This is a genomic window from Mesorhizobium metallidurans STM 2683 (assembly GCF_000350085.1).
GTDB lineage: Bacteria > Pseudomonadota > Alphaproteobacteria > Rhizobiales > Rhizobiaceae > Mesorhizobium > Mesorhizobium metallidurans.
Genome location: NZ_CAUM01000018.1, coordinates 16530 through 40533, shown reverse-complemented (window position 1 = coordinate 40533; position 24004 = coordinate 16530). Strand labels below are relative to the sequence as shown.

Genomic DNA, 24004 nt, shown 5'->3' with positions numbered 1-24004 from the left:
AGCGTTAGTGTTGAAGATTCGGTCATAGTCTTCCTCCGTGCAGTCCACGAGAGGCTTGACCATCATGTCGGCCGCGCTGGCGACCACGATGTCCAAAGGTCCGGTCTTCTGCTCAGCCTCGTCGAACATCCGGGCGACTTCGCGCGGCAGTGAGAGATCGGCCTTGATCGCGACACCCTGTCCGCCTGCCTCGCCGATGGCCTTCAGCGCCTCGTCCGCGCGTGCGTCGTTCTTGACATAGCCGATCGCGACGCGCGCGCCCTGTGTTGATAGTCGAAGCGCAATCGCGCGTCCGATCCCGCGCACCCCTCCAGTGACTAACGCGTTCTTTTGTTCAAGTGACGTCTCCATTACCTATCTCCTCGATCGCGTGTTATCTCTCGGAGCCGTCAGCAAAGCTGGCCAAAGTGGCGATGCCGCTTCGCAGGCATCATCGTTTCCCACTTCCTTCTCTTGCGAATTGGCTCTGAAATGCTCCTGCTGTTCGTCACGAAATCACTGCGGTTCTCCACCCTATTCCGCCCTCGCCTACAGAGCGATTCTGCGATCAATCATAGTGGCATTGGCGAGTATGGGATGCTCGCGGCGGGACCTGCGGCCAGACGGTTAGAATATCATAGCGCTCCAGCGGAAACGTAGTTATCAGTTTCATCAACGCTGGCGCGCCATTAATTTCAATTGTCATTGGCCACGATACCCCCTTTCGGTCGAAAGCTTACTTTCTTGCCAAGGTAAATTACCCTTGGCGTTAGAAGCTCGCCCGTCAAAGCGCGTTTGCCGGAACCGCGCGGATCCTCATCGCCTTGAAAAGGAGCACCCCACCATGGGCACAGCGAGCGACGCCCACTTCTGGGACCGGACTTCGCGGAAGTATGCCACGGCCGCGATTGTGGATCATGCCGGATACGAGCGCACGCTGGACCGGACCCGTGCCCTGTTGGGACCGGACGACCGGGTGTTGGAACTGGGCTGCGGAACAGGAACAACGGCGCTCCGTCTTGCAGGCGAGGTGCAGAGCTATCTTGCGACGGATATTTCAGCTGAAATGATCGCAATTGCAGAGGAGAAACGCACCGCCGGCCTCCTCCCGGCGCTTGCCTTCCGCACCATGACCGCGGACACCCTTATGCCTGAGGCGGTGCAGTTTAACGCCGTGCTGGGGTTCAACTATCTCCATCTGGTCCGCGACCTGCCCGGCACGCTGCCCCGCATCCATGCCTTGCTTGCGGCGGAAGGCTTATTCATCTCCAAGACACCCTGCGTCGGGGATATGAATCCACTCATCCGCCTTGCCTTGCTGCCCGCGATGCGCGCGATCGGCAAGGCCCCCTATGCCGGCGTTTTCCGGGCGGCGGAGTTGGGTCAGCATATATGCGCCGCAGGCTTCGACATTCTTGCCACTGAATGCCACGCAACCAAGGGCAACGACAACCGTCCCTATATCGTGGCCCGCAAGAGATGACGTGCAGGCCACAACGCTGGGGAGATCTCGAAACGTAGGTATAGTCTGGTCAGGCGTGATCAGTCTGCGCCGCAGCTGGCTTCCACTGATACCCCGCCCGAGGCGGGTGCTTGAACCTGATCTACGGAATCGATCCATGGAGTCGCCTCTTCAACGTGTCAGCGACGCGAGAATGACCGGCAGCCGGCGGGAGCGGCGCATGATCGATTCAATCGCCAGGTGTTTTGGACCTCAGCACGATTCCGCAAAGAACCACTTATGAGCCGCGGCCAGGCTGAAGCTGCTCACTTGACCCTTTCGATCGGTGGAGCCGGCGTGCAATCTTGCCCCTTGCATTCCCGGACAGGATCCTCTGCGGGCGGGAGGCAGTTTTGTCCCTCGCAATGAACCGGGGGCTCCCTGCCAGGCCGATCATGGCCGTGCACAGGAGCGCAATCCGAAGGAAATTCATTTCCGCCGCTGACAGCGGGCGGCATCCTACATTTTGGAACTGCGGCCGACATCCGGTCACCCGCAAACGATGTTAACAGCGTGTTTCGGCGGGCCGACCGGCTTCGGATGCTCCTAGCCCGCGCCGCTGACCGAACAGTTCGTCAACTTGGCCAAAATCGCAGCTTCGGGCCGATCAGGCCTATTTAGCCTATGAAGGCACGTTCCTGCCGCTCGATGTCGGAGACGACAAGGGCAATGCCATGATCGGCTCAACCCCGTGGTCGGTTCCGGCCCCGTTTACGCTGAACACCGATGCAGTGGCAATATTAGGCTACACTCCTGTGACGACCTATCAGGGTTCGGTCGGCAAGACCTGTGATTGGCTCGTGGCGCAGAGCAGGCACGATTGGAGGACACAATTTCCAATTCTCGCCAGCTATCCTCGCGAGCTGTTTGATTATTCGACTGACGATAGACTACTGGCGACCGATGTGTAGCGGAACTCCTAAGTTGTAAGGATCGGGCTCGGCCAACAGATGAAACCGATCGACAGCGCATCCGTGCTGTCGACTGTATCGAAGTCACAATCCAGCTTCAGCGAAGAGCGAGATTGGCACGCTGCGGGCCAGGCCCTGGACGCAAAAATTCTCGCTCTGTGAACACTCCCAATCCGATCGCGATCACCGTCCATAGAGCCCCTTGGATGAGTAGCGACGCAATTCGGAACTGCCACAATACCGTAGCTGGGAATGTATCCGGCACCTCGTTTATGTAGGGCAGCGCCAGCCGCACGATTCCGACGAAGGCCAAGTAACCTAGTGCCGCAATGATCGCGGCGTTCCAGCTTCCGAACGAGCCAGCAAACCTTCGCGCAAGCCACACTGCGACAACCATGGCGGCGATCGATAGAAGCAAGGTTAGACCGAATAGCTGTGAGCGATAGCTGATGGTCTCGGGGTCGCCCACTGCTGGCGGGTTGGCTGGATATATCAACCCGGGCACCAGAACCACCGATACGAACCCGAGGCCAGCAACAGTCGCTGCCGCAGCCCGCGGGCTAATTGCCCCGAGACGGCCATTGGCGAACGCCAACACAAGCGCCAGAATGCCACCGATGCCTGCTCCGTATCCCAAGAGCCCTGAGCCAAGCCCCAATGTGCGCTGTACATCACGGCTGACAAGCGGGGCTTCGCCGTGCCCTCCGCCAGCTGCGACGCTGTTCTGCTCCTCAATCGCAATGGCGCTTTCAACGGGCGGCCCGCCAAAAATACGGGCCACCGGGAAGGCCAAAATGCCTGCCAGCAGCCCGATGATGAGGCCGCGCATCAACAACTTACCTATCATGGCGCGAACCTTTTTTAGTGGCAGGGGAATCCGAGAAGATGGCGCCCGTCATGAAAAAATTCATGGACGATCATTTCGTTGCCGGGCAGGCTTTGGCCCGCGCTCACAAAATAGATGACGATCAGCAGGATAAGCCCGCCGAACAACGCCCAAGGCAGAATTTCCTTTACCGGTATTGGGGCCGGCTCGAAGACAGGTAACATTGTCACGTCAGACATAATTTTCTCCTTGGGGATACAGCGTCCCGGCTAGAAAGAACGTGGCTCCCGCGAGCGGTCTGACTTCCGGTTCGCAGTTAATCGCCGCGAACCGGTCACAGTGGCGCGACCGTGCCGGATTGCCGGCTTCGCCCCCAGGAATGCGCAATGCTATAACTCGCGTTTGCGGCGTGTCAATGAGTCGTCGGCAAGTGCCTTTCATCTTCCCGCACCTTTGGAGACGCTAAGTTGAAAACTTCCCGATTAAAGTTGGTCTCTAGTGGCATCACCGCGTCCATGCATAAAGCAGCGTTCCCTTGCGACGACCCGCTAGAGGCCAAGTCGATACGCCTGGCGGTTGCGCTACGCGGCAGGCTTTCGAATTTGTCGGATCGGCCTTTATGTGGCCCCGCGCTCAGGGCGCGACAGACCGCGGAAATCTTAGGCCTACATGCCACGGTATCAGAGACATTGCGCGATCAGGATTATGGTGTCTGGACGGGCCGCACACTACCAGAACTGGAGGCGGAGCAACCGGGAGTCCTACAAGCGTGGGCATCCGACCCGCTGTTCGCTCCGCCTGGCGGCGAGTCGATTAAGGACTTGTGTAACCGCGCCACGGCATTCCTGAGCGACATGGCGATGATGCCGGGTACAACGGTTGCAGTGACCCATGGGCCACTTGTCCGCGCCGCCATTCTTTGCGTTCTCGACGCGCCCGTGCTGTCGTTCTGGCGGATCGACACTCCGCCACTATCATGCACCGAATTTAGTTTCGATGGCCGGCGCTGGGCCCTACGACTGGGCGTGACCACCTAAAGTTTGCATGGTTACAGCGATCTCGCCTAGCGAAGGTCGAAAGTCGCCTGCCTGCGATCCTTGAGATCGCGCAATTGAAACCCATTATGTCGACACCGGCGGCGACCGATCATGTGTTCGCGCTCTGCGTCATGCTCGGCTTCCGCTTTTTGCCCCAGATCACCTTTCCGCCGCGACGACAACACCCCGCGCTTTGCCGGCGAGACCGGATTTCCCCGATACTTCGTGCTCCGACACGTCCTGCCCGCGCAGGAACACGCGCTCGAGAAAGAAGGACGTGCTCATTCCCTCGAAAGGCGTGTAGCCCGCCTTGCTCAATTGATCGGCCCCCCTGATTGTGGTCCGGCGGTTCGGATCGAGAACGAGCACATCGGCGTCGAACCCGGCCTGCAGGCGGCCCTTGCGGGCGCCAAGACCAAAGCGCTCCGCCGGGCGCGACGCGGCCAGCCTGACGAGGTCGGACAGGCCGATCAACCCGTCATCGACCAGGATGAGCAGCGTCGCCAGCAGGGTCTGCACGCCGGGAAAGCCGCCGGGCACGGCGGCAAAATCCTCCGCCAGCGCCAGCTTCTCAGTCATGAGATGCGGCGCGTGGTCGGTGACGATGATGTCGATGACGCCGTCGGCCACCGCGGCCCGGACGGCCTCCCGGTCGGCAGCGTCGCGCCAGGGCGGCGACGCCTTGGCCGCGGGTCCGAGCCGGTCGTAGTCCGACGCCGTGAACATCAGGCATTGCGGGCTGGTTTCGATCGAGACGTCGGCGAGGTCGCGCAGGCGGCGGAACGTCGCCATGCCCTGGCGCGAATTACTTTGGCGGATGTGGATGGGAGCCCCGGCCTGCGCGGCAACCAGGATGGCGCGGGCGATGCCTTGCGCCTCGGCATGCCCCGGCCGGCTGCGCACGAAATCCGCCGCCGTGCTGCGCCCCGGCGTCAGCCGGGCGAGTTCGGCATCGAGGATGGATTGATCGCCCGGCGATATGGCTGCTATCCCGCCCGCCGCCCGGACCGCCTCGACCGCCGCCTGCATCTCGGCCGTCGAGGCGTGCAGGAAATCGGCAGGGACATCCGAGGTGAAGATCTCGAAAGAGGTCGCGCCGAGACGGGCGAGCTCGGCCAGTTCAAAATGGTCGCGGCCAACCGCGACCTGCAGCCCGACATCGCAAAAGATCCGGCCTTGGGCCAGCGCACGCTTGGCCCTGAAATCCGCTGCCGACATGGTCCATGCATCGTCGGTCGGCATCACCAGCACGGTGGTCACTCCGCCCGTGATCGCCGCCAGCGTGCCGCTGGCAAAATCCTCCTTCCAGACCATGCCAGGCTCGCGCAGATGCACATGCGCATCGACGAGGCCAGGCAGGAGGAACTTGCCGTCTACCCGAACGATGCGCGCGGCCTCCGCCGGCTCGTTTGGCGCGAGCCGCGCCGCGATCCTGCCGTCGCTGAAGCCGAGATCGAGGCGCTGGATGCCGTCGGCGTCGACCATCTGGCCGCCGCGCAGAAGCACGTCGAATGCGGTCATGCCAAGCCGGGGATCCGGCGCTCCTCTAGAGCAATTCCAGGAAAAGTGTGAAACGGTTTTCCCGGGAAAAGCGCGTAGCGCTTTCCCTTGGGAATTGCGTCAAAACAAAGAGATAGAGCGGCTCTGCGTTTCCGTGAAACGATGAACCGCTCTATGATGACAAGCCGGTTCATGAGGCAACCCTTGCCCTCGACGGAACGAAGCGGCCGCGTCCGGCTGTGCCAAGCACGCGCCCGTCGTCGACGATGACCTCGCCGCGCGCGATGGTGGTCACCGGCCAACCCCGGATCCGTATGCCCTCATAGGGCGTGTGACCGGTGTTGTCGTGCAGCAGATCCGGCGTGACGGTCGTCTCCCGCTCCTGGTCCCAGATCGCGAGATCGCCGTCGGCGCCGATGGCGATCGAACCTTTCTGCGGGGCGATGCCATGCAGCTCGGCGGCATTCGTGGAGCTCAGCGCGATGAACTGGGCGAGGCTGATGCGGCCTTTGAGATACCCTTCGCTGAACAGCAGCGGCTGCCGCAGCTCCAGTCCGGGCATGCCGTTGGCAATCTGGTCGAACCGCGATTGCGGACCATGCTGCAGCTTGCCGGGTCCCGTCAGCCGGTAGGGCGAATGGTCGGAGGAATAGATGGCGAGGTCGCCCCGCGCCATGCCGGCCCACAGCGCCTCCTGGTCGGCAACGGTCCGCAGCGGCGGGCTGCACATGAACTTCGCACCTTCGACAATTTCGCGATCGAGGTCTTTCTCGGTGAGAAGCAGATATTGCGGGCATGTCTCGGCATGGATGCTGACGCCTCGGGCGCGCGCACGCATTACTTCTTCGAGGCCGACACGACTGGACACATGGACGATCAGCACCTCGGCGCCTGTCAGTTCGGCAAAGCTGGCGATGCGGTGGATCGCCTCGCTTTCAACGATCGGCGGTCGCGCCTTGGCGTGGAAGCGGGGAGCGACAAGGCCCTTGCTCAGCAGGTCCTTTTTCAGCATCGCGATGATGGCGTCGTTCTCCGCATGCACCATGACAAGCGCGCCATGCTGTGCTGCCACTTTGAAAATCGCCAGGATCTCCGCGTCGCCGAGCCGGAAATCGTCATAGGTCGTGAAGATCTTGAGCGAGGCGTAGCCGTTGCGGATCAGCGCGGGCAGGTCTTGCTCCAGCGTCTGCGCGCTCGCTGCCTGGATCGTCGGATGAATGGCGTAGTCGATCAGGGCCTGGCCTTCGGCCCTGCGGCGGTAGGCGGCAACCGTCTCGGCCACCGGGTCCGAGGCATGGGCCATGGCGAACGGCACGATCGTCGTCGTTCCGCCGCAGGCCGCCGAGAGCGTGCCGCTGCGGAAATCGTCTGCACAGACAGCGCCATAGTTTGGCTGGTCCATATGGCAATGCGCATCGACGCCGCCCGGCAGCACGAGGCGCCCCTTGGCCTCGACGATTTGGGCGGTATCCTCAAGGCGCTCCGCGACAGCCCGGATGCATCCGTCGCGAATGCCGATGTCGGCCCGCACCGTGGCGTCGCCGGCCGCCACCAGGCCGTCGCGCACGACAAGATCAAATCGGGCAGGCCGGGCGATCATGGCGTATCGCCCTCGGCCGGAAACAGCGACAGCCAGTAGCGGGCGATGTCGTTGCGGCGCATGAAGCCGGCCTCGGGCCTCGACAGAACCGCCTCGATCACGCCCTCCAGTGCGGCGGCCCTGTTCGGCTGGCCCGTCCATCGCGCATGGACGGCGATCGTCATCATGCGCCCTCCTTCCTCCCTGGCTTCCCCGATCAGGAAGTCCAGATAGCTCTCGACATTGTCGACGAAATCCTTCGGCGTCACATAGCCGGGGCTGACCAGGTACCGGCTGTCGTTCAAGGTCTTGGAGTAGGGGACGACCAGGAGACGTCCGCCCTTGGCCGGGACGAAATACGGCAGATCGTCGTTGCACGGATCCGAATCGTAGAGGAAGCCGCCTTCCTCGACCAGCAGGTCGCGCGTGTTGACGCTGGGAAAGGAACGGCTGTTCCAGCCGACCGGGCGCTCGCCGAGCAGTTCGACGAACAGCGCGACGGCGCGCTGCAGATGGTCACGCTCCTCGTCGCGGCTCAGCGTCCATTGTTCGGTCCAGCGCAAGCCGTGACCGAGCACGTCATGGCCGGATTGGCTGAGCCAGGCCGTCACCTCCGGATTGCGCCGCAGCGCCTCGGCGCAGCTGGAGATCGTGCCGTGGACGCCGTGTCGTTCGAGCAGCCTGGCGATCCGCCAGATGCCGACGCGGCTGCCATATTCGAAATGCGTCTCGGTGCCGAGGTCGCGGATGCCGGCCGGCGCCCGACAACGGATATTCGCCCCAGCCGTCGCTGTGGCTGTCGCCCTCGAACAGCGAATATTCCGAACCTTCCTCGTAGCAAACCACGAGATTGACGGCGACCAGGCGTCCGTCCGGCCAGGTGATTTGCGGCGGTCGCCGGCCATAGCCGATGAAATCGCGCGGCGGGCCAGGGCGATGCTTGGAAGTCATTGCAATCTACTCCTGGCGTATTGCCGATGTGGATCTGGCTTTGGTTCCATCGGGGCTGTTTCGATTGTTCCCTTGCATTCCAGCTTTTACCATAGCCAGGGCGGCGCGAACCGTATGCCAATCGGCAAAACATGCACCCGCGGGAGGCCGCTTGACGATGGGGACAAGATTGGAGTCGGGTCTCCCTAAAATTCATCAAGGCAATTCGGCACAGTTTCGCAATTCGGCGCGGGTGGGGGCAGGGCCTCAACCGGCTGCCAGTCCCTGCGAATGCGCAGTCACCCCGCCGCAGGTCCAACCGATTCCCGCTCGACCAGCGGGCATTCGAGCTTGGTGATGGGATAGCGGCCGCGGCCGGGCGGCGCGGGAACCTCGAGCTGTTCGATCGCCCATTGCCCCATCGCCATATGCGGCAGGATCGATGTCGTCAAAGGCGGGAACAGGTGGCGGGCGATCTCCTCGTCGTCATAGCCGACGACCGAGATATCCCCGGGGATGTGCAGGCCGGCTTCCTTCAGCGCCTCGTAGCAGCCGATGGCGGTGCGGTCGTTCTGGCAGAAGATGGCGGTCGGCCGGTCCTTCAGCGCCAGCAGCTTGACGGTCGCCGCATAGCCGGCACTTGCCGACCAGTCGCCTTCGACCACCAGCTCCGGATCGAACGGGATATCGGCGGTGGCCAGCGCCCTGCGGTACCCCTTCAGCCTGTCCTGCGCCGCCTGCATCCAGGGCTCGCCGGTGATGGTGGCGATGCGGCGGTGGCCATGGCCGATCAGATGCCGGGTCGAGCTCTGGCCGCCGGCAATCTCGCTTGGCACCACGGCGGGGAAGGCATAGTCCGACGTATAGCAATTGAGCAGGATGACCGGGATATCGAGGCCGTGGAGAAAATCGGGCGCTGATATCTCGCGGGTGAAGATGGTCATGTAGATCAGCGCCGAAATCCCTCGCTTGGTCAGCGCCGCGATGGCGCGCGGTTCCATGACGGCATCGCCCATCGTTTGCGCAACCAGGAGCACGTTGCCGGCATTCCATGAGGCCTGGCGCGCGCCCTCGATGGCGACCACCGCCTCGGGGCTGGTGGCCAGCTGGTCGACGGCGAAGCCGATAACCTCGTCCAATCCTTCGAACGGCGCGACGGGGGCACGCAGCACGGAAAAGGCGGGCGGCGCATAGCCGAGAGCCCGCGCGGCCTCGATCACCCGCTCGCGGGTCTGCCGCGACAGCCTGATGCCTGGCGTGTCGTTGAGCACGAAGGACACCGTCGCCTGCGAGCAGCCGGCGGCCCTGGCGATGTCGGTCATGGTGACGCGGCCCTTCGGGCCCGCCGGCTTGCGGCGCCTGGTGGCTTCGAGGGCATCCGTCGGTTCGCTCATGTCAGCATGTTCCCCAATCCCGGCCTGTTCTTATGCAAAAGCCACGCGTTCTTATGCAAAAGCCACGCGCGACGGCAAGCGGCCCGGCGTGACGCATTTATGGAAAATGCGGTGCAATTGATCATTATTAGCAGGCGGTGCTGACCACGCACCGGCCGCCACACGACAAACAAAGTCTGTACAGATTCCCAGATTTGCCGCGCTGCGGCACGGCAGCCGATCGCCATAATCCTCCTCCGTTGCGATTCCGCTGCTCCCCCTCCTCATGCCCAGCGGGTGATTTCCATCTCATAACTAATAGTTATTTACTAATAGCCGCAAGCGATCTAGTGTCAATTCGCGTGTCCTATCTCAGGGTCGAGGGGGACGCTGCGAAACCACCGTGCGACGTGCCGAAGCGGTCGGGAGAAGGCCGGAGAGGGACGCCCCACAATCACGAAATGTCAGACAAATCGGACTATTTACGAACGACAAATGTGTGTCTAGAGTTCCGATCGCGGCTGGCGGCGTTCTTTCGCTGCCGCAACCCTTGGGAGAGGCGTCCAGGCCGCAATCGACAAATTCAGAGCAGAAATGACTGTGCCAAAAGGGAGGTTGAACATGAAATCTGTAATGCGAACTGCATCCGTCGCCGCGGCGGCTCTGCTGCTCGGCCTGTCGGCGAGCGCAATCGCGCGTGCCCAGGACAAGCCGACGCTGGCCTTCGTCGTCAACGGCGCGTCCGACTTCTGGAAGGCGGCGGAAGCCGGCGTGAAGAAGGCGCAGGGCGAACTGCCCGACTATAATCTTGAGCTCAAATATCCCGAGCAGTCGTCGGTCGCCATCCAGCAGCGGCTGATGGACGACCTGGTGACCGCAGGCGTCAAGGGGATCATGGTGTCGGCCGTCGACCCCAAGACCTCGACCGACGGGCTGAACAAGATCGCCTCGGAAACGGCGCTGTTCACCACCGACAGCGATGCCCCGCAGACCAAGCGCGTCGCCTATATCGGCTCGTCCAATGTCGATGCCGGCAAGCAGGCGGCCGAGATCGCCAAGAAGGCGATGCCCGACGGCGGCAAGTGCCTCGGCTTCGTCGGCCTGCTCGGCGCCGACAATGCCAAGGAGCGCATCCAGGGCATGAAGGACGGGCTCGCCGGCACCAAGATCGAACTGGTCGACGTGCGCGGCGACGACATCGACCAGGCCCGCGCCAAGAAGAATGTCGAGGACGCGCTGGTCGCCAGCCCCGACGTCACCTGCATGATCGGCTTCTATTCCTACAACACGCCGCGCATCTATGAAGCGCTGCGCGACGCCGGCAAGCTCGGCCAGATCACCGTCGTCGGCTTCGACGACGATCCGATCACGCTGGGCGGCGTCAAGGAAGGCACGGTGGCGGCCACCGTCGTGCAGCAGCCCTTCGAATGGGCCTATCAGGGCATGAAGCTGATGGCCGCCTATCTCAAGGGCGACAAGTCGGGCATTCCGGCCGACGGGCTGATCATAATCCCGACCAAGATCATCGGCAAGGACGATGTCGACGGCTATGCCGCGAGCCTTGCGGCGATGGCGGGCAAGTAAGACCAAGCAGTTGCGCCGGCTTAAGGGTTCGCCTTGAGCCGGCGTTCATATTGACGGGCCTCACCAGGCCCGTCAGTCTGCACAAGGGCTCGTTTTGGGGCCTACCGGCTGCTGTCAGGCGTGATGAATTATTCCGACACATCCATCGTTGCATCGACGACCGCTCCGTTCCTGAGCCTGGAGGGCGTGCGCAAGACCTATCCCGGCGTGGTGGCGCTGGACGGGTTCTCGATGGAGGTCAGGCCCGGTGAGGTCATCGGCCTGGTCGGCGAAAACGGCGCCGGCAAATCGACGCTGATGAAGATCCTCGGCGGCGTGACCAGGCCGGATACAGGCACGATCACTGTCGACGGGGTCGCACATGACGGGCTGACCGTCGAAGGCAGCCTCGGTTCGGGCATCGCCTTCGTCCACCAGGAACTCAATCTGTTCGAAAACCTCGACGTCGCCGCCAATATCTTCTTCGGCCGCGAGCCGCTGCGCGGCGGTCCGCTCAGGCTGGTCGATCGCGCCAGATTGCGCACGCAGGTGGCGCCCTTGCTCAAACGCGTCGGCGCCAATTTCTCGGCCGACACGCCGGTATCGACCCTGTCGCTTGCCCAGCAGCAGATGGTCGAGATCGCCAAGGCGCTGTCGATCAAGGCGCGGCTGGTCATCCTCGACGAGCCGACCTCCAGCCTGCCGATCGCCGAGACCGACAAGCTGCTCGACGTCATCAAGGCGCTGAAGACCGAGGGCATAAGCGTCATCTTCATCTCGCACCGCCTGCACGAGGTCGAACGGGTCGCCGACCGCGTCGTTGTGCTGCGGGACGGGATGTTGGCCGGTACCTTGCCGAAGAGCGCCATCAATCACGACCAGATGGTCAAGCTGATGATCGGGCGCATGCTGAAGGAGCGCGAGAAGGCCTCGGAAGCGGCGCGTGCGCCCGGCTCCGTCGCGCTGTCGGCCAAGGCGGTGCGCACCGGCGCCTATCCCGACCGGCCGGTCGATCTCGACGTCAGGCATGGCGAAATCCTTGGCCTCGCCGGCCTGGTCGGTTCCGGCCGGACCGAGTTGGCGCGCGTTCTGTTCGGCATAGACGAGCGCTTTGGCGGCAACGTTGAGCTCGACGGACAGCAAATGGCGCTGGGGTCGGCCGCCGACGCTGTTGCGCATGGCATCTTCCTCGTCCCCGAGGACCGCAAGCTGAACGGCGTCCTGCTCGACCTGTCGATCGCCCAGAACATCTCGCTGCCCAATCTACCGGCGCATGCAAGACATCAGCTGGTCTCGGCCAGCGCCGAGGCCGCCACCGCAGAGAAGCAGAAGAACAATCTCGGCATCAAGGCGCCCTCGGTGGCGACGCGCACCGGCACCCTGTCGGGCGGCAACCAGCAAAAGGTCGTGCTCGCCAAATGGCTGGCGATGAACCCCAAGGTCATGATCCTCGACGAGCCGACACGCGGCATCGATATCGGCGCCAAGGCCGAGATCTACGGGCTGATGCGGGCGCTGGCCGACGCCGGCGTCGCCGTGCTGATGATCTCCAGCGACATGGAGGAAGTGATCGGGGTCTCGGACCGCATCGCCGTCATGCATGAGGGCCAGATCTCGGGCATTCTCGACAAGGACGACTTCAGCCAGGAAAATGTGCTGCTGCTGGCCGTGGGCAAGAAGCCGAGATAGTTTTGCCGCAGGCCTCGCAGAACTGCGCAATCTGCTTAGGCAGTCATTGGGGAGAACACGATGAGCAAAAAAGATCTCGGCCTGCTGATCCTGATCCTGGTGGTGGGAGCGGTGGTGGCGATCATCAACCCGCGCTTCCTCTTGCCGATCAACCTTGCCAACACCTCGAACCTGATTGGCCTGTTCGGCATACTTTCGATCGGCCAGGCCTTCGTCATCATCACCGGCGGCATCGAACTGTCGGTGGGATCGGTGGTCGCGCTGCTCGGTACGCTGTTCATCGACTTCATCGCCGTGCGCGATATGGAGTGGCCACTGGCCTTCGTGCTGATCATCGTGCTCGGCGCCATCATCGGCCTGGCGCATGGCTGGCTGATCACCCGGCTCAAATTGCAGCCTTTCGTCGTCACGCTCTGCGGCCTCTTGATCTATCGCGGCGTGGCGCGCTTCTACACCGGCGACGGCACCGCGGGTTTCGCCTTCGGCCAGAATTTTCCCGAACTCGAATTCCTGACCGCCGGGCGCAGCTATGGCGTGCCGAACAGCTTCATCGCGCTGATCGTCATCGCCATCGTCATGTGGGTCGTGCTGCACCGCTCGGTGTTCGGGCGCTATCTCTATGCCATCGGCAAGAACGAGGAAGCAGCAAAATATTCCGGCATCCGCACCGGCCGCGTCGTCATGGCGGCCTATGTCATCTGCGGCGTGCTGACGGCGCTGTCTGCGATCTATTTCGCCATGTATACACGCTCGATATCGCCAGCCAGCCACGGCCAGTTCTATGAACTCTACGCCATTGCCGCCGCCGTGCTCGGCGGCTTTTCGCTGCGCGGTGGCGAAGGCTCGCTGATCGGTGTCCTCCTCGGCACGGTGCTGCTGCAGGAATTGCAGAATCTCGTCAATTTGCTCGGCATCCCCTCCTCGCTCAACTTCGCGGTGATGGGCGGGGTGATTTTGATCGGCGTGCTGGTCGACCAGCAATGGGGCGTGTTCCGCGCCCGGCGGCTGATGCTGGACGCCACCCGCAAGGGCGCCGCCGGAGCGCCTGCGGAATGAGTGTTCCGACAGCCATAGGATGTGTTGAGATTCGGGTCAGGCCGAGTCGAAAATGGCGGTTTCCGAGAACCGGAGCGGAGCGTACATTTGGGTACGTGAGCACCGGCCTACGCCGGCCGTAGCCTTAACTACCAAGACCGCTCATGAGTGGCTTTGGCCGGCGAAGGCCGGAAGCGCAGGAATCGCCGTTTGCAGGCCGGCATCACCTGAATATCGACATATCCTAGATCAGGCCTGACATGTCCGAGAAGGCCATCGCCTTGCGCAGCACCTCGGCGAAACGCTCGCCTGCGGCCTCGCGCGGACCGCCATTGTCGATCGAGGTGACGCCCGGCCCGGACAGGGCCACATTGGCGCTGCGCGAAAGCCGCGCCAGGACTTCGCCACGCGACTCGCGACCGCGCATGGCCAGCCGTTCGGCCAGGATTTCCGGTGAAGCGGTGATCTCGACGATCGCCAGGTTGGCGTAACGCTCGCGTAGAACCGGGATGATGGCGCGGGAGACGTTGGCGATGGCGACACGTCCATTGGCGACCGACCAGTCGACTTCAGCCGGGATGCCGTAGCGCAAGCCATGCGCTTCCCAGGAAATGGCGAAGGCGCCGTCGGCTTCGGCCTCGGCAAAGGCCGCGTCGGCCAGCGTGTCGTGATCTTCGCTCGCGGCGTCGCTCGGCCGGGTGATGACCCGGCGCACGAACTCCAGCCGGCTTTCCTCGGCAAACAGGGCGCGGGCATAGCCGATCACCGTGTCCTTGCCGGCGCCGCTCGGCCCGACGACAGCGACGAAGACGCCCTCGCGGATCGGAAACGCCGCGGCCGACAATTCGCGCTCGATCAACGCCGACACCATCATGCGACGCGACGGCCCTGCCGCCAGACGGTGCGCACGACAGGCACATGGTCATCGACGCGCACGCGCACGAGGTCGGCGCGCCGGCCGGGTTCGATGACGCCGCGATCGCTGAGGCCGACCGCCTCGGCCGGGTTCTTCGACACCATCGCCACCGCTTGCGGCAGAGAAATGCCCTCGACCACATCGCCGAGAAAGAAGGCGGACTGGATCAGGCTGAAGGGAATGTAATCGGACGACAATATGTCGAGCAGCCCGTCGCCGGCCAGCGCGCGGGCCGAGACATTGCCGGAATGCGAGGCGCCGCGCATGACGTTCGGCGCACCCATCAGCACGCCGAGCCCGGCCTGCTTGGAAGCCCTTGCCGCTTCCTCGGTGGTCGGGAATTCGGCGACGCGCACGCCTTGCTCGATCGCCTCGTCGACATGCCCTGTCGTGGCATCGTCATGGCTCGCCAGCACGATGCCGCGCTCGTGGCAGGCGGCGGCGATGAAGACACGGTTAGGGCCTGAATTCATCGCCGATTCCGCCATCCGCTTCTCGCAGAATTTCTGGAAGTCGCGATCCGTCAGCTTCAGCTTGCGCTGGTAGTAATAGGCGTAGGTGTCGAGATTGACGAACTGGCGCTGTCCCGGCGCATGGTCCATCAGCGACGCCAGCTTCACCCTTTCGTCGGTCTCGAAATTGGCGAAAGCCCTGAGGCAATCCGGCGCCGAAACCTCGCAGCGCAGATGGATGAAATGGTCGGCCCTCAGCCGGTCCTGTTCGACGCTGTCCTCGATCGCGTCGGCCAGCTTGCGGATGTCGTCGGAGCTCAGGTCGGCATCCTCGTCCATGCCGACGCGCAAGGCGTCGAGCACCGTGGTGATGCCGGCGGTCGCCACCTGCGCGTCATGCGCGAGCACGGCGGCGATCGGGTTCCAGCGCACTTTCGGCCGCGGTGCGTAATGGCCTTCGAGATGGTCGGTGTGCAACTCGACCAGTCCGGGGATGATGTAGTCGCCGCCCATGTCCTCGCCGCTCCGGCTGGCGCCGGGTTCGATGGCGGCGATCAGGCCTTCGCGCAGCGCCAGCGAGCCCTCGACGATCTCGTCGGCAAGCACGATGCGGGCGTTGGTAAGAACGGTCTCGGCGGTCATTTCAGGCAGTCCTTGATCTCAAGCAGTTTTTCTGGCCGGGCGACGCCCCAGCGCGTGATGGGAAAGCACCATGAACGGCGCGCCGGGCTCGGTTTCGACAAACAGCGTCAACGCGTCCACCGGCACCGGCCGCAGCAGGACCTCGGCAAACAGCCGCTCGATTGCTGCGCGAAGACGAAGGCTTTCCTGTGGCCCGGCCCGGCCGGACAGCGTCATATGGAAACGAAAAGTCTCGAAGACATAGGGATAACCCCACTGGCAGAGGTTGCGGAACTCGTCCGGCTTCAGCGAATCGGGGCTGCGCCGTTCGATTTCGGCCTCGCTCAGCGGCGCTCGGAAGCGGTCGAAGGCGAGCACGACATCGCCTGCGAAGCGATTGAGCGCCTGCAGCGGCGCTTCCGGCACCAGCGCGAAGAAGCCGTCGATCTGGCTGACGACAAGGCGGGGGATCATCACCACGGGCGTTGCTTCGGCAAAGCTGTCGAGTGCGGCGCGCAGCGAGGCTTCCGTCTCGTTCGCTGCCAGCCGGAAAGGCGCCTTCAGCGTCGCGTGAAAACCGTACCGGCGCGCCGAAGCCGTGTGAAAGGCGACTTCCGCCGCCGACAAATCGCCCACCGCCTCGACCGGCCTGGTCGCGGCGCCGAACGGGTCACGGCCGAGCCAGTTGGCGGCGATCCGCGCCAGCGGCTCGTCCTGCCGGGGGGTGAAATAGATAGCGTAGCGCATCGAAAGTCCTCGTCAGCACCGCTGCCATAGGCGATTTGCATGACGAATTGACGAAGCTTTGCAGCATTTTCGATGGCAAATCGACCGGATAGGATCGTTAGCCGACGATTTTTTCGCCCTGGACCAATCAATGCGGTCTTGGAAACGATCGATCAGGCCTTCATCAGCCATTCGTGCTCCGGCGCGTTGTGGAATTTCCACGTCCGCTTCGGCCCGGCCATGACGTTGAGATAATAGAGGTCATAGCCGTGGCAGGCGGCACAGGGGTGGTAGCCCTCGGGCACCAGCACGACATCGCCGTCCTCGATCGCCATCGCCTCATCCAAGGCGCGCTCGCCATTCTTGTCGGCATCGGTGTAGACGCGCTGGAAGGCAAAGCCCTGCGGCGGGTTGAGGCGGTGGTAATAGGTTTCCTCGAGATAGGATTCGGCCGGCAGATTGTCCCGGTCGTGCTTGTGCGGCGGATAGCTCGACGTATGGCCGCCCGGCGTGATGACCTCGACCACCAGCAGCGAGTCGGCCGGCTTGCCCTCCGGCAGGATGTTGGTGACGTAGCGCGTGTTGGTGCCCTTGCCGCGCACCTCCTGGCCGAGATCGTCCGGCGCGATGACGCGGACGGGCAGGCCGCCGCCAAGTCCGGGCGCCGAACAGACGGCGAGTTCGAGATCGGTGTCGGCGCTCACCGACCAGTCCGAACCTTCCGGTACATAGACCGACCACGGCTTGCCTTCGAAGGGCGACATGCGCTCCCCGAGCAGGCCGAGATCCTTGCCGCCGGCCATCGCCTTGCCCTTGCCGGTGACGAACACCAGGCAGACTTCACGGTTTGCGGTCTGGCCGGAGGCGCTCTCGCCGGGCTTCAGCCGGTGCAGGTCGAAGCCGACATAGGTCCAGCCGGCGCTTTTTGGCGTGACATGGGCGACGCGGCCATGGCCATTGTTGGCTTTGACGAGCAGTCTCGACATTTTGTCTCTCCTATTCCATGGGCTCGACGAGCTACAGGCCTGTGAAGCCAAGCCGCTTGTTTGAAAGGACCGTCGCAAATCTTCGAGATTGGGCCGAAGCCTTCCAACTTCGTCATCCTAGGGCGTAGCAGGAGCGAAGCTCCGTCGCGGAGACCCTAGGATCCATGCCGCGACTCTCATCGATGAATGCGGCGGTAGAATTCTGGAATGTTGCAGCGTTTTGATGTCACGGCATGGATCCTGGGGTCTGCGCCGCGTCGCTTCGCTCCTTGCTCCGCCCCAGGATGACGAAGCGAGAGGCGTTTCAGCTAATCTCCAACGCACGCGACCCGTCATGTGCGCAGTGCCCGACCCGTAAGCCTTCTGCGCCATGGACCGCTCTATTCCTTTGGCTCGACCGGAGGCTTGCTCTCGTCCGCCCGCTTGTAGAGGTAGAAGAATTGCCAGACGGCGTAGCCGGCGAAGCCGAGCGCAATCACGCCCCAGAACGGTGTGCCGGAGGCGAATTCGATTACCGCCCAGATCAGGCAGACCGCGACGATGGCGACGCGCCGCCACAAAGGCCGAAAGAATGGGTGCTCTGAATCCTTCATCGGATCAACCTACAGCAAGCCTGCTTCACCGAGAACCACCGCAATCAGGCATTGGGGAAGCCCTGTGTTTCAACCGTGTACCCTGCGGCCGTCATCACCCGCATCAGCTCCTTGTAGCCGACTTCGGCCATCCTGAGCGGTGGATTCTTCTTCGGGTCCTGCTCGGCCTCGACCACGAACCAGCCTTCGTAACCATGATCCGCCAGCCGTTGCACGATGGCGCCGAAATCCAGCGAGCCATCGCCCGGCACGGTGAAGGCGCCCAGCGCCACCGCATCGAGGAAGGATTGCCTGGTGCGGTCGAGCTTGTCGATCACACCCATGCGCACATCCTTGACATGGACATGATTGATGCGCCGGTGATGATTGTCGATGGCGCGCAGCACATCGCCGCCGGCAAAGGCCAGATGGCCGGCATCGAGCAGCAGCGGAATGCCTTCGCCCGAATGGCGCATGAAGGCATCGAGCTCCGGCTCGGTCTCGACCACCGCCGCCATATGATGGTGATAGGAGAGCGGCATGCCTTGCTCGGCGCACCACTCGCCGAATTCGGTCAGGCGCCTGGCATAGGCTTTCATCTCGTCGCCGGAAAGCTTTGGCTTGGTGGCCAGCGGCTTCGAACGGTCGCCCTGGATCGAGCGGCCGACCTCGCCATAGACGATGCAAGGCGCATCCACGGCCTTGAACAGATCGATCATCGGCTGGATGAGATCCTTGTTCTTCGCCATGTCTTCATCGACCAGCGTGCCGGAGAACCAACCGCCGCAAAGGGTGACGTCGGCCTCTTTCAGGATAGGCAGCATCACCTTGGGATCGTTGGGAAAGCGCCGGCCCATCTCCATGCCGGTGAAGCCTGCCGAGCGCGATTGCGCCAAGCATTCCTCCAGCGACACGTCATCGCTCAGTTCCGCAAGGTCGTCGTTCCACCACGCGATGGGGGACATGCCCAGTTTGGCTTTCAAGTCGTCACTCCAGTGTTAGTTCGTTGCGAGGCGATGCTGGGGTCAGCCCTGCCGGCTGCCCACAGCTTCCTCATATTTCTTGCGCGCGGCGTTCACTTCGCGTCGCACCGAGACTTCCGGCACGGCGACATCCCACCAGTGGCCGCCGGCATCGGTCGACACCAGCGGGTCGGTGTCGATGACCAGCACCGTCGTCCTGCTGTTGTCCTTCGCCTTTGCCAGGGCCGTTTCCAGCCCGGCGATCGACGACACTTTCTCGGCAATGGCGCCGAGGCTTGCCGCATGCGCGGCGAAGTCGATGTCGGGCATCACCTCGTGGCGGGCGTCCTTCAGGAGATTGTTGAAGTTGGCGCCGCCGGTCGCCATCTGCAGCCGGTTGATGCAGCCATAGCCCCTGTTATCAAGCAGCACGATGGTGAGCCTGAGGCCAAGCATCACAGAGGTGGCGATCTCGGAATTGAGCATCAAATAGGAGCCGTCGCCGATCATCACGACCACCTCCTCATCGGGTTTGGCCATCTTGACGCCGAGCCCGCCGGCTATTTCGTAGCCCATGGTCGAGAAGCCGTATTCGGCATGGTAGGAGCCGGGCGCGCCCGCCTGCCAGAGCTTGTGCAACTCGCCGGGCAGGCCGCCGGCGGCGTGAAGCAGCGTTACACCGGCGCCCATGGCACGCTGCACGGCGCCGATCACCTGCGCGTCCGACGGATAGGCCGCATTGGTCGAGGCCGTCACCTTGCCGGCGTCGGCCTGCCATGCCGTCTTGCCCTTCACCGCTTTGTCGGTCCAGGCGGCGGGCGCCTTCCAGCCCTTCAGCGCCGCGCCGAGTTCGGCGAGCCCTTCGGCCGCGTCGGCGACCAGCGGCAGCGCCCAGTGCTTGCCGGCGTCGAAGACCTGGGCGTTGAGACCGATGATGGTCTTGCCGGAATTCTTGAACAGCGCCCAGGAGCCGGTGGTGAAATCCTGCAGCCTGGTGCCGACGGCAAGCACCACGTCAGCCTCCTCCGCCAGCCGGTTGGCTGCCGAGGTGCCGGTGACACCGACCGCCGCCATGTTGAGCGGATGATCGTCCGGCAGCGAGGATTTGCCGCCTTGCGTCTCGCAGACCGGAATGCCGGCGCCTTGCACGAGCTTGGCCAGTTCCCCGGAAGCCTGCGAATAGAGCACGCCTCCGCCGGCGATCACCAGCGGCTTCTTCGCACCCTTGAGCGTCGCCACGGCCGCGGCCAATTCGCCACGATCCGGGCGCGGGCGGCGCTGATGCCAGACCCGCTCGGCAAAGAAGCTTTCGGGATAGTCATAGGCTTCGGCCTGCACGTCCTGGCAGAGCGACAGCGTCACCGGGCCGCATTCCGCCGGATCGGTCAGCACCTGCATGGCGCGATTGAGCGCCGGGATGATCTGCTCCGGCCTGGTGATGCGGTCGAAAAAGCGCGACACGGGCTTAAAGCAGTCGTTGACCGTCGCCGTGCCGTCGGAAAAATCCTCGGCCTGCTGCAACACCGGATCGGGCAGGCGGTTGGCGAAGACATCGCCGGGGAGAAACAGGACAGGCAACCTGTTTACGTGCGCGAGTGCCGCCGCCGTCACCATGTTGAGTGCGCCAGGGCCGATCGAACTGGTCGCCGCCATGAAGCGGCGGCGGAAACTGGCCTTGGCATAGGCGATCGCCGCATGCGCCATCGCCTGCTCATTATGGGCGCGAAAGGTCGGCAATTCATCGCGGACCTGGTAGAGCGCCTCGCCGATGCCGGCGACATTGCCATGGCCGAAGATCGCCCAGACACCGCCGAAGATCGGCATCTTCTTGCCGTCGATCTCGGTCATCTGGCGGGACAGGAAACGGGTCAGCGCCTGCGCCATCGTCAGGCGGATTGTCTTGGTCATGCTGTTTTCCTCCGCAGTCCTTATGCCGCGCCTTCTTATGCTGCTTTGCGGCCACGCGCGGCAAGCCATGCGTCGGTCAGTTTCTCGAAGCGAGACGCCATGTCGGCGATAGCCTCGTCGTCCGACATCCTGCCGGCAAGCCATTGTTCGGCGGCATTGATGAAAATGGTGCGACCGACGGCAAAACCCCTGACGATGGGCGCCTTGGCGGTGGCGGCAAAGGCGGCCTCCAGCTCGTCCTGCGGCGCCTCCAGCCCGAGCAGCACGACGCCGCGGCACCATGGATCGTTCTTCACGATCACCGCCTCGATCCTGGCCCAGGCGCTGGCCGAGGCCTGCGGTTCGAGCTTCCACCAGTCGGGCTTGATGCCGAGCGCATAGAGCTCCTCCAGCGCCCGCGGGACCGTCGTGTCGTCGAGCTTGCCATGCTTGCCGGCGATGATCTCGATGAGAAGTTCTCGGCCCACTTTCCGCGCGGCCTCGAACAGGCCTTTCAGCTTCTGCTGCTGCTCTTCCTTCAGCGCTGCGGGATCGTCGGGATGATAGAAGCACAGGCACTTGATGCAGTGGTCGACCGGCCATTCGACCAGTTGCGAGCCGATGTCCTGCGAGAATTCGAAGCGCAGCGGCCGCGAGCCCGGCAATTCGACCGGCCGGCCAAGCCAGGCAAAGGGGTGGCGGGCGAATTCGAACATCGCGTCGCGGCCGTATTTCTCGTCGAGCAGCATGCCATAGCCGGCGCGGCCGGCGGCGACCTTCGCCGCCGCCTTGACCGTCAGCACCTTGAAGGCGGGGATGCGCGAGACATCGGCGCCGGCTTTGGCGGCGACGTCCTCGAGTTGCACACGGTGGTCGCAGGCCAGCGCCATCAGCGCCGGAATGTCGCGCCGCCGCGTGGTCGCCCAGTGGATGTGGTTGATCGCCTCGTCCTTGCGCAGGGCCAGATGCTTGCTGCCGTTCTTGAGGAAGAACTGCAATTCCTCGAAGGTCGGATATTCCGGCGCGCAGAGCAGCCGCGATACGGCGAAGGCGCCGCAGGCATTGGCCCAGGTCGCCGCAGTGGCGAAGCTTTCGCCGCCGAGCCAGCCGCGCAGGAAGCCCGACATGAAGGCATCGCCGGCGCCGAGCACATTGTAGACCTCGATCGGAAAACCCTTGCCGACGACGCCGTCCTCGAGATCGTCGCTGATTGGCCCGTCATAGACGATGCAGCCCATGGCGCCGCGCTTGAGCACAATGGTGGCCGGGGACAGCGAGCGGATGGTCTTCAGCGCGCTCAGGCAATCGTCGGCGCCCGACGCGATCATGATCTCCTCTTCGGTGCCGACGATGAGGTCGCAGTCGGGCAGCACCGTCTTCAGTTGCGCCGAGACCCGGTCCGATTTGACATAGCGCTCGAACCCTTCGGCATGGCCGGCAAGGCCCCAGAGGTTGGGGCGGTAGTCGATGTCGAACACCACCTTGCCACCCCTGGCCTTCATGATGCGGATCGCCTTGCGCTGTGCGGCATCGCTGTTGGGTCGCGAGAAATGCGTGCCGGTGACGACAATGGCGCGCGCCGAGGCGACGAACGCCTCGTCGATATCGTCTTCCGAAAGCGCCATGTCGGCGCAGTCGGTGCGATAGAAGATCATCGGCGAGACGCCTTCTTCCTCGACCGACAACAGCACCAGCGCGGTCAGCCGGTCGGGATCGGTCTTCAGGCCGTCGACGGATACGCCTTCGCGCTTCAGCTGCTCGCGGATGAAGCGGCCCATCTGCTCGTCGCCGACGCGGGTGAGCAGCGCCGAGCGCAAGCCGAGCCGCGCCGTTCCGACCGAAATGTTGGCCGGACAGCCGCCGACAGACTTGGCAAAGGAGGTGATGTCCTCCAGGCGCGAGCCGATCTGCTGGCCATAGAGGTCGACCGAAGCGCGGCCGATGGCGATAATGTCGAGCGGCGCATGTTTCGCGTCCACGGCTTCGCCCATTCGTACCTCCCGTCGGCCTTGTTGTCATGGCAACACGTTGTTTTGGGTGACACGCGCGAGCGGCAGCGTGGCGCCAGCAATATGAAATAATAATTCCAATCCATAGTCAATATGGAACGAGCATTCCTTTGCTGAAAAGTGGCGATGCAAAGGCGCACGGGAATGGATCTGGCCCCGGCCGTGCGCCAGATTGGTATCCCACGGGAAACCGATTCACCAGGGAAGCGGGCCATCGTCGTTGAAGTAGCCGGCGGTCGGACCATCAGCGCCCAGGGTCGCCAGGTGAACGACGATCTCGGCCGCCTGCTGCACCGTTCGGTGGCCTTTAAACCCGTTCAGATCGGTGGCGGTGTAGCCGGGCGCCGCGGCGTTGACCTTGATGCCTTGCGGCGCGAGTTCCCGGGCAAAGGCCACGGTGATGGCGTTCAAGGCCGTCTTGGAGCTGCCGTAACCCATCAAGTTGACCGCGTGGTTCGCGGTGGCGGGATCGAGCGCGCGGCCGATGGACCCGGTGGAACTGCTCACCATCACGATGCGGGCAGCCGGCGCTGCAACAAGCAACGGCAGGAAGGCCTGGGTCACGCGGATCGGGCCGAAGACGTTGACGTCATAAGTCGCCTGGATGTCGGCCACACGCTGCTGGCTCGGCGGCGGGTCGTAGTTGATAGCGACACCGGCATTGTTCACCAGCACGTCAAGGCAGGGCCTTTCCGCACTGACAACTCTAGCGGCAGCCACCACGCTTTCGTCCTGTGTAACGTCCAAATCAAGCCATTGAACGTCCAGGCCTTCGGCGCGCAAGGCTTGCGCCGCCGCCGTGCCGCGTCCGGCGTCCCTGGCGCCGAGCCAGACCTTGAAGCCCGCCGCCGCCAGTCGCCGGGCTATTTCGCGGCCGATGCCCTTGTTGGCGCCGGTCACCACTGCGCTTTTCGATGTCGTCATTTTGGATGTCTCCTTCTATCCATGTC

21 protein-coding genes are annotated in these 24004 nt (G+C 63.5%); 5 read left to right on the top strand and 16 right to left on the bottom strand.

Annotated features, from left to right (window positions below; all coding sequences use genetic code 11):
• Positions 1-351, bottom strand: a 351-nt coding sequence (locus MESS2_RS04255) for an SDR family NAD(P)-dependent oxidoreductase (RefSeq protein ID WP_040592068.1), incomplete at its 3' end; no start/stop codon positions are given.
• Between the two features lie 472 nt (positions 352-823).
• On the opposite strand from MESS2_RS04255, the gene MESS2_RS04250 reads away from it, so the two are divergent.
• Entirely contained in the window at positions 824-1462 is a 639-nt protein-coding gene (locus MESS2_RS04250) for a class I SAM-dependent methyltransferase (RefSeq protein ID WP_008872847.1), read from the top strand.
• Between the two features lie 1026 nt (positions 1463-2488).
• Here the strand turns inward: MESS2_RS04250 and MESS2_RS04240 are convergent.
• Both MESS2_RS04240 and MESS2_RS04235 read right to left on the bottom strand, forming a co-directional pair.
• Positions 2489-3220, bottom strand: a complete 732-nt coding sequence (locus MESS2_RS04240) for a CbtA family protein (RefSeq protein ID WP_244439870.1) — start codon at positions 3218-3220, stop codon at positions 2489-2491.
• Positions 3221-3252: 32 nt separating this feature from the next.
• Positions 3253-3456: a CbtB domain-containing protein gene (locus MESS2_RS04235; RefSeq protein WP_008872844.1), complete on the bottom strand. Its 204-nt coding sequence runs from the start codon at positions 3454-3456 to the stop codon at positions 3253-3255.
• 276 nt (positions 3457-3732) lie between these two features.
• On the opposite strand from MESS2_RS04235, the gene MESS2_RS34070 reads away from it, so the two are divergent.
• Positions 3733-4254: a histidine phosphatase family protein gene (locus tag MESS2_RS34070; RefSeq protein ID WP_051069032.1), complete on the top strand. Its 522-nt coding sequence runs from the start codon at positions 3733-3735 to the stop codon at positions 4252-4254.
• A gap of 159 nt (positions 4255-4413) precedes the next feature.
• Here the strand turns inward: MESS2_RS34070 and MESS2_RS04225 are convergent, their stop codons facing one another.
• From MESS2_RS04225 to MESS2_RS04210, 4 genes are all read right to left on the bottom strand, one after another.
• Positions 4414-5775, bottom strand: a complete 1362-nt coding sequence (locus tag MESS2_RS04225) for a dihydroorotase (protein WP_008872842.1) — start codon at positions 5773-5775, stop codon at positions 4414-4416.
• A 169-nt stretch (positions 5776-5944) separates the two neighbouring features.
• Complete coding sequence (hydA, locus tag MESS2_RS04220) at positions 5945-7354, bottom strand: dihydropyrimidinase (RefSeq protein ID WP_008872840.1); 1410 nt, start codon at positions 7352-7354, stop codon at positions 5945-5947.
• A complete protein-coding gene (locus MESS2_RS04215) occupies positions 7351-8238 on the bottom strand; it encodes a polysaccharide deacetylase family protein (protein WP_008872839.1) in 888 nt (295 codons plus the stop codon). Before MESS2_RS04215 ends, hydA begins: the two co-directional genes overlap by 4 nt.
• Positions 8239-8562: 324 nt before the next feature.
• The gene (locus MESS2_RS04210; RefSeq protein ID WP_008872837.1) at positions 8563-9657 is read right to left on the bottom strand and encodes a LacI family DNA-binding transcriptional regulator; all 1095 of its coding nucleotides are present in this window, start codon (positions 9655-9657) and stop codon (positions 8563-8565) included.
• A 600-nt stretch (positions 9658-10257) separates the two neighbouring features.
• Between MESS2_RS04210 and MESS2_RS04205 the strand changes: the two genes are divergently transcribed.
• The 3 genes from MESS2_RS04205 (at position 10258) to MESS2_RS04195 (ending at position 13944) form a co-directional block, all read left to right on the top strand.
• Positions 10258-11220, top strand: a complete 963-nt coding sequence (locus tag MESS2_RS04205; protein ID WP_008872836.1) for a sugar-binding protein — start codon at positions 10258-10260, stop codon at positions 11218-11220.
• A 123-nt stretch (positions 11221-11343) separates the two neighbouring features.
• Entirely contained in the window at positions 11344-12888 is a 1545-nt protein-coding gene (locus MESS2_RS04200; RefSeq protein ID WP_008872835.1) for a sugar ABC transporter ATP-binding protein, read from the top strand.
• 60 nt (positions 12889-12948) lie between these two features.
• Positions 12949-13944, top strand: coding sequence for an ABC transporter permease (locus MESS2_RS04195; protein ID WP_008872834.1), 996 nt, complete (start codon positions 12949-12951; stop codon positions 13942-13944).
• Between the two features lie 223 nt (positions 13945-14167).
• On the opposite strand, the gene phnN is transcribed toward MESS2_RS04195, so the two are convergent.
• The 9 genes from phnN to MESS2_RS04150 all read right to left on the bottom strand — a co-directional run bounded on the left by phnN (position 14168) and on the right by MESS2_RS04150 (position 23978).
• Positions 14168-14797, bottom strand: coding sequence for a phosphonate metabolism protein/1,5-bisphosphokinase (PRPP-forming) PhnN (phnN, locus tag MESS2_RS04190; RefSeq protein WP_008872833.1), 630 nt, complete (start codon positions 14795-14797; stop codon positions 14168-14170).
• Entirely contained in the window at positions 14794-15933 is a 1140-nt protein-coding gene (locus tag MESS2_RS04185; protein WP_008872832.1) for an alpha-D-ribose 1-methylphosphonate 5-triphosphate diphosphatase, read from the bottom strand. Before MESS2_RS04185 ends, phnN begins: the two co-directional genes overlap by 4 nt.
• Before the next feature lie 18 nt (positions 15934-15951).
• Positions 15952-16659, bottom strand: a complete 708-nt coding sequence (locus MESS2_RS04180; protein WP_008872831.1) for a DUF1045 domain-containing protein — start codon at positions 16657-16659, stop codon at positions 15952-15954.
• A gap of 152 nt (positions 16660-16811) precedes the next feature.
• On the bottom strand, positions 16812-17624 hold the full coding sequence (gene iolB, locus MESS2_RS04175) for a 5-deoxy-glucuronate isomerase (RefSeq protein WP_008872830.1): 813 nt from the start codon (positions 17622-17624) through the stop codon (positions 16812-16814).
• Positions 17625-18004: 380 nt separating this feature from the next.
• Positions 18005-18217, bottom strand: a complete 213-nt coding sequence (locus MESS2_RS04170) for a DUF3329 domain-containing protein (RefSeq protein ID WP_008872829.1) — start codon at positions 18215-18217, stop codon at positions 18005-18007.
• A 44-nt stretch (positions 18218-18261) separates the two neighbouring features.
• A complete protein-coding gene (gene iolE / locus MESS2_RS04165) occupies positions 18262-19179 on the bottom strand; it encodes a myo-inosose-2 dehydratase (RefSeq protein ID WP_008872828.1) in 918 nt (305 codons plus the stop codon).
• A gap of 42 nt (positions 19180-19221) precedes the next feature.
• On the bottom strand, positions 19222-21066 hold the full coding sequence (gene iolD, locus MESS2_RS04160) for a 3D-(3,5/4)-trihydroxycyclohexane-1,2-dione acylhydrolase (decyclizing) (protein WP_008872827.1): 1845 nt from the start codon (positions 21064-21066) through the stop codon (positions 19222-19224).
• Positions 21067-21101: 35 nt separating this feature from the next.
• Positions 21102-23036 carry a bifunctional 5-dehydro-2-deoxygluconokinase/5-dehydro-2-deoxyphosphogluconate aldolase gene (locus tag MESS2_RS04155; protein WP_008872826.1) on the bottom strand — a complete coding sequence of 645 codons (1935 nt, stop codon included), beginning with the start codon at positions 23034-23036 and terminating at the stop codon, positions 21102-21104.
• Between the two features lie 213 nt (positions 23037-23249).
• Positions 23250-23978 carry an SDR family oxidoreductase gene (locus tag MESS2_RS04150; protein WP_008872825.1) on the bottom strand — a complete coding sequence of 243 codons (729 nt, stop codon included), beginning with the start codon at positions 23976-23978 and terminating at the stop codon, positions 23250-23252.
• Positions 23979-24004 lie beyond the last annotated feature (26 nt).

Coding starts and splice junctions, on each gene's coding strand:
- MESS2_RS04250 (WP_008872847.1), top strand. CDS start 824: ATGGGCACAGCGAGCGACGCCCACTTCTGGGACCGGACTTCGCGGAAG.
- MESS2_RS04240 (WP_244439870.1), bottom strand. CDS start 3,220: ATGCGCGGCCTCATCATCGGGCTGCTGGCAGGCATTTTGGCCTTCCCG.
- MESS2_RS04235 (WP_008872844.1), bottom strand. CDS start 3,456: ATGTCTGACGTGACAATGTTACCTGTCTTCGAGCCGGCCCCAATACCG.
- MESS2_RS34070 (WP_051069032.1), top strand. CDS start 3,733: ATGCATAAAGCAGCGTTCCCTTGCGACGACCCGCTAGAGGCCAAGTCG.
- MESS2_RS04225 (WP_008872842.1), bottom strand. CDS start 5,775: ATGACCGCATTCGACGTGCTTCTGCGCGGCGGCCAGATGGTCGACGCC.
- hydA (WP_008872840.1), bottom strand. CDS start 7,354: ATGATCGCCCGGCCTGCCCGATTTGATCTTGTCGTGCGCGACGGCCTG.
- MESS2_RS04215 (WP_008872839.1), bottom strand. CDS start 8,238: ATGGCCGGCGACCGCCGCAAATCACCTGGCCGGACGGACGCCTGGTCG.
- MESS2_RS04210 (WP_008872837.1), bottom strand. CDS start 9,657: ATGAGCGAACCGACGGATGCCCTCGAAGCCACCAGGCGCCGCAAGCCG.
- MESS2_RS04205 (WP_008872836.1), top strand. CDS start 10,258: ATGAAATCTGTAATGCGAACTGCATCCGTCGCCGCGGCGGCTCTGCTG.
- MESS2_RS04200 (WP_008872835.1), top strand. CDS start 11,344: ATGAATTATTCCGACACATCCATCGTTGCATCGACGACCGCTCCGTTC.
- MESS2_RS04195 (WP_008872834.1), top strand. CDS start 12,949: ATGAGCAAAAAAGATCTCGGCCTGCTGATCCTGATCCTGGTGGTGGGA.
- phnN (WP_008872833.1), bottom strand. CDS start 14,797: ATGATGGTGTCGGCGTTGATCGAGCGCGAATTGTCGGCCGCGGCGTTT.
- MESS2_RS04185 (WP_008872832.1), bottom strand. CDS start 15,933: ATGACCGCCGAGACCGTTCTTACCAACGCCCGCATCGTGCTTGCCGAC.
- MESS2_RS04180 (WP_008872831.1), bottom strand. CDS start 16,659: ATGCGCTACGCTATCTATTTCACCCCCCGGCAGGACGAGCCGCTGGCG.
- iolB (WP_008872830.1), bottom strand. CDS start 17,624: ATGTCGAGACTGCTCGTCAAAGCCAACAATGGCCATGGCCGCGTCGCC.
- MESS2_RS04170 (WP_008872829.1), bottom strand. CDS start 18,217: ATGAAGGATTCAGAGCACCCATTCTTTCGGCCTTTGTGGCGGCGCGTC.
- iolD (WP_008872827.1), bottom strand. CDS start 21,066: ATGACCAAGACAATCCGCCTGACGATGGCGCAGGCGCTGACCCGTTTC.
- MESS2_RS04155 (WP_008872826.1), bottom strand. CDS start 23,036: ATGGGCGAAGCCGTGGACGCGAAACATGCGCCGCTCGACATTATCGCC.
- MESS2_RS04150 (WP_008872825.1), bottom strand. CDS start 23,978: ATGACGACATCGAAAAGCGCAGTGGTGACCGGCGCCAACAAGGGCATC.